Annotated in this window: 5 protein-coding genes; 2 read left to right on the plus strand and 3 right to left on the minus strand. The window is 40.2% G+C overall.

The genetic code is table 11. From position 1 onward, the window contains the following. Positions 1-355: 355 nt before the first annotated feature. Both IM515_RS21880 and IM515_RS21885 read right to left on the minus strand, forming a co-directional pair. The gene (locus IM515_RS21880; protein ID WP_185241382.1) at positions 356-973 is read right to left on the minus strand and encodes a Uma2 family endonuclease; all 618 of its coding nucleotides are present in this window, start codon (positions 971-973) and stop codon (positions 356-358) included. A gap of 500 nt (positions 974-1,473) precedes the next feature. Further along, positions 1,474-1,617 carry an anacyclamide/piricyclamide family prenylated cyclic peptide gene (locus IM515_RS21885; protein WP_002767627.1) on the minus strand — a complete coding sequence of 48 codons (144 nt, stop codon included), beginning with the start codon at positions 1,615-1,617 and terminating at the stop codon, positions 1,474-1,476. A gap of 221 nt (positions 1,618-1,838) precedes the next feature. On the opposite strand from IM515_RS21885, the gene IM515_RS21890 reads away from it, so the two are divergent. Together IM515_RS21890 and IM515_RS21895 are read left to right on the plus strand one after the other, a co-directional pair. Continuing rightward, a complete protein-coding gene (locus IM515_RS21890) occupies positions 1,839-2,075 on the plus strand; it encodes a hypothetical protein (RefSeq protein WP_002753033.1) in 237 nt (78 codons plus the stop codon). A 59-nt stretch (positions 2,076-2,134) separates the two neighbouring features. Further along, on the plus strand, positions 2,135-2,476 hold the full coding sequence (locus tag IM515_RS21895) for a type II toxin-antitoxin system VapC family toxin (protein WP_002767628.1): 342 nt from the start codon (positions 2,135-2,137) through the stop codon (positions 2,474-2,476). 516 nt (positions 2,477-2,992) lie between these two features. Here the strand turns inward: IM515_RS21895 and IM515_RS21900 are convergent. After that, the gene (locus tag IM515_RS21900; protein WP_287629144.1) at positions 2,993-3,151 is read right to left on the minus strand and encodes an anacyclamide/piricyclamide family prenylated cyclic peptide; all 159 of its coding nucleotides are present in this window, start codon (positions 3,149-3,151) and stop codon (positions 2,993-2,995) included. Between the last annotated feature and the right edge of the window lie 209 nt (positions 3,152-3,360).

The raw sequence follows: 3,360 nt of genomic DNA on the forward strand, positions 1-3,360 counted from the left end.
TCGAACCTAAAATCCATTTTAAATTTAATTATAACCAGCTACTTAAAATAAGCGATTTACTGTTAAGAACATCAATCGGGGACTTATTGAAAACTCTAATTTTTGACCAAGAGAAGTCAAAGACAACCCCCGACCTTTTAATTAGCATTGACTAAATCTTCTAGCACTCGTGAACCAAGGAAAAGGGAGACAACAGAAGAGCAAAAACCTGTACTCCCCCGCTCCCCCTCTCCCCTGCTCAAGAAGCTTCTCCCTGCCAAAAGTAGCTGGTTGCAATTAAATATAAAATGTGGGATGGGCATCTTGCCCGTCCACAGGCTGGAAGCCTGTTCCACTATCTAACAATTAAGCCCACTTACTCACTCTGGCTAATTCCTTTTAATAACTCAAGTCTTGCCTCTAAAATATCAGGTATTTGTAAACATTTTAATAATAAATCTACATCTAAGTCTGGTAAAAGTTCGCTGCGATAAATCTGCATATAACCCGATTCTTGCCAGTGGTATAAAAATAATTGATTATTTTGCCAAAACCAAACTTCAGGAATAGCAAAACGACTATATTTCTCTAGTTTATTCAGATTCCCACTGGTAACAATAATTTCAATTGCTAAATCAGGATAACTTTTTTTTTCTCCCAAATAGTAAGACTCATCAGGTTCAAAAGAAACATCTTTAGCTTCATCTCGCCGAGTCGCGCTACCAACAGGAAAAAATCTAATTCCTTTTTCAATAAAATAAACTTCTAACAAAAACCTTAAAATACTTTTAATTCCTTCGTGAGTTTCTCCTAATGTCATAAGTTCTATATTGCCGTCTAAATAGGTTATTCGCAAACCAGATGTATCTGCTAACCACATTTCTAAGCCCAGAAACTGCTGCCAACTGTAATGACTAGGTAAGAGCAAACGCTGTTCATCAATGACATTAGCTTTATCACTGAGATTGGATTTTTCAATTAGTTGGACATTCATATTTAAAGTTTCCCACCAAATGATAATGCTAATAAAATTTTAACACTCACCCCCAAAAATCTAAGTCTCGCCTTGTTCAAACCCCGATGCCGAAAAGCTCCGAACTGACTAGGATTGGGAGTCGATTCCTTGAAATCCCATTCCGCCCACCATGACTGGGGGGCGATCACATTACCATCATGAGAGACGGTAGCAGACTTTTTAGCATCTTATAATTTTAACAGATTTTGGACAAACTGCGAGATAGACAGGTTCATCTCCCTGAATCTAAATCTTCTAGCACTCGTGAGCCAAGGAAAAGGGAGACAACAGAAGAGCAAAAACCTGTACTCCCCCGCTCCCTCTCTCCCCTGCTCAAGAAGCTTCTCCCCGGGTTCCAGGTATCCGAAAGCCCTGAATTAACAAGGATTGTGCGTCAATTCATTGAGGCAAACCGTGCGCCCTGGCAAGGAGAAAAAGACTTTTGACATTTTTTGAGGTGAGTGTTAGAATTATGGGGACTACTCCGCGTCGTCGCCCGCAAAAGGAGTAAGTAAAAATATGAAAATATGGGAAGCAATCGCATTACCATCACGAGAGACGGTAGCGGTATTTTCCCGTTGGACAGGAGCAGCGTTGCGGGGTGTCAGTTTTTTAGTTTTCATGGGGTAATTCCTACCTAATTGTTATTGATTCCAGTAGTACTACCTTTTTTCTGCCGAGTCAATAGTTTTTCAGGGAATTTTTGTTAAGTTTTTGTTAAGCTTAGATCAGCACTTGTCAATATTTTTGTGAGAATTTTAACCTTTTGATCCAAGATTCAAATTCGTTGTAAGATGATATGTAATCAGAAAGTTATTCTCATTATTTCTTGAGGTCTAAAAAGATGACAAGAGTTGTTACTCTAGAAGATGCCTTAGAGATAGTCAAACAGCTTTCTCCTCTAGACAAAGTACGTCTAATTGAAAAAGTGACTCCTGATATTAAACAACAGTTAGCGGTTACTACCCATCAACCTCGTAAATCTTTGCGGGGATTATGGCGAGGTGCCAACATCAGTGATGCAGATATCGCTGATGTAAAACAACAGATAGGAGCTAACTTTCCTCGTGAGGATATTTGATGAGTGATGCAGTGACCGATACTCATGCTTTGATTTGGTATTGAGAGGATAGTCCACGCTTGAGTTCTGCGGCTAACCAAACATTTGAACAATGCGATCGCGGTGAAATTGTCATTTATATTCCAACTATCTGTTTAATAGAGATAATTTATCTGCAAGAAAAAGGACGTATTGCACCTGAACTAAAATCTCAATTAGATGCAGAGTTATTAGCTGGTAATAGTGGGTTTATCTTAGCTGATTTGACTGCCGAGGTTGTCAATGTTTTGGCGACCGTATTACGAACTGCCGTACCTGATTTACCTGACAGAATAATTGCCGCTACAGCCTTTCACCTTGGTTTACCGCTTATTAGTTGTGATAGGAGAATGCCTCTTACAGGTATCTCTTTAATTTGGTGATTTGCGATTAATTGAGTCAGTAAATTAGCTTTTAAACCGCGTCCATTGTGGGAACTGTAGTTTTTTGAAATACCTTCTAGGAATAAATCCCCCTTTTGAAGGGGGATTTAGGGGGATTACCCAATAGGAGATCTAAAAATTATAGGTTTCGAGTTAGACGGGGTTTAATTGAATTTTGTCAACAGTTTCCATAAAAATTTTTCCCTTGTATTCCAATTTTTTATCGTATGTCAGCTACTTTAAAATAATAGTAGATCATAGATCTAATGAGAAAACCTCAACCCGATAACCCTGGGGTAGTAAGCTATTGGCAGGGGTTCATCTCTCGAAACAAAGTTCTAGCACTCATCCCCAAAAATCTAAGTCTCGTTTAGGTAATACCTATCGGCAAGAGTGCCAGGTATCCGAAAGCCACTGACTAGGGTTGTACGTCAATTCCTTGAGGCAAACCGTGCGCCCTGGCAAGGAGAAAAAGACTTTTGACACTTTTTGAGGTTCGTGCTAGAATCGGGTGGATTACTCTGGGTCGTCTCCCGCAAAAGGTGTGTTGGTGCAGGCACAAGGCACTTGGCCGAATTTCTTGGGCGCAATCGCATTACCATCACGAGAGACGGTAGCGGTATTTTCCCGTTGCACAGGAGCAGCATTGCGGGGTGTCAGTTTTTTGGTTTTCATGGGGTAAGTCCGACCTAATTGTTGTCGATTCGCCACTTATACTACCTTTTTTCTGCCGAGTTAAGAGTTGGTGGTGATTCGGTAGTAGTGATGGCGGCTTAATCCTTTGCTTTGCTGTGCGTTGTAGTCATGGATAAAATACCAAACAGCCCCAACGTGATTCTCCATTTTTTTAGAGAAAGATAGACTCTCTCTCACCAGCCGAGAAA

The sequence above is a fragment of the Microcystis sp. M44BS1 genome (genome assembly GCF_020244875.1).
Taxonomy (GTDB): Bacteria; Cyanobacteriota; Cyanobacteriia; order Cyanobacteriales; family Microcystaceae; genus Microcystis; species Microcystis panniformis.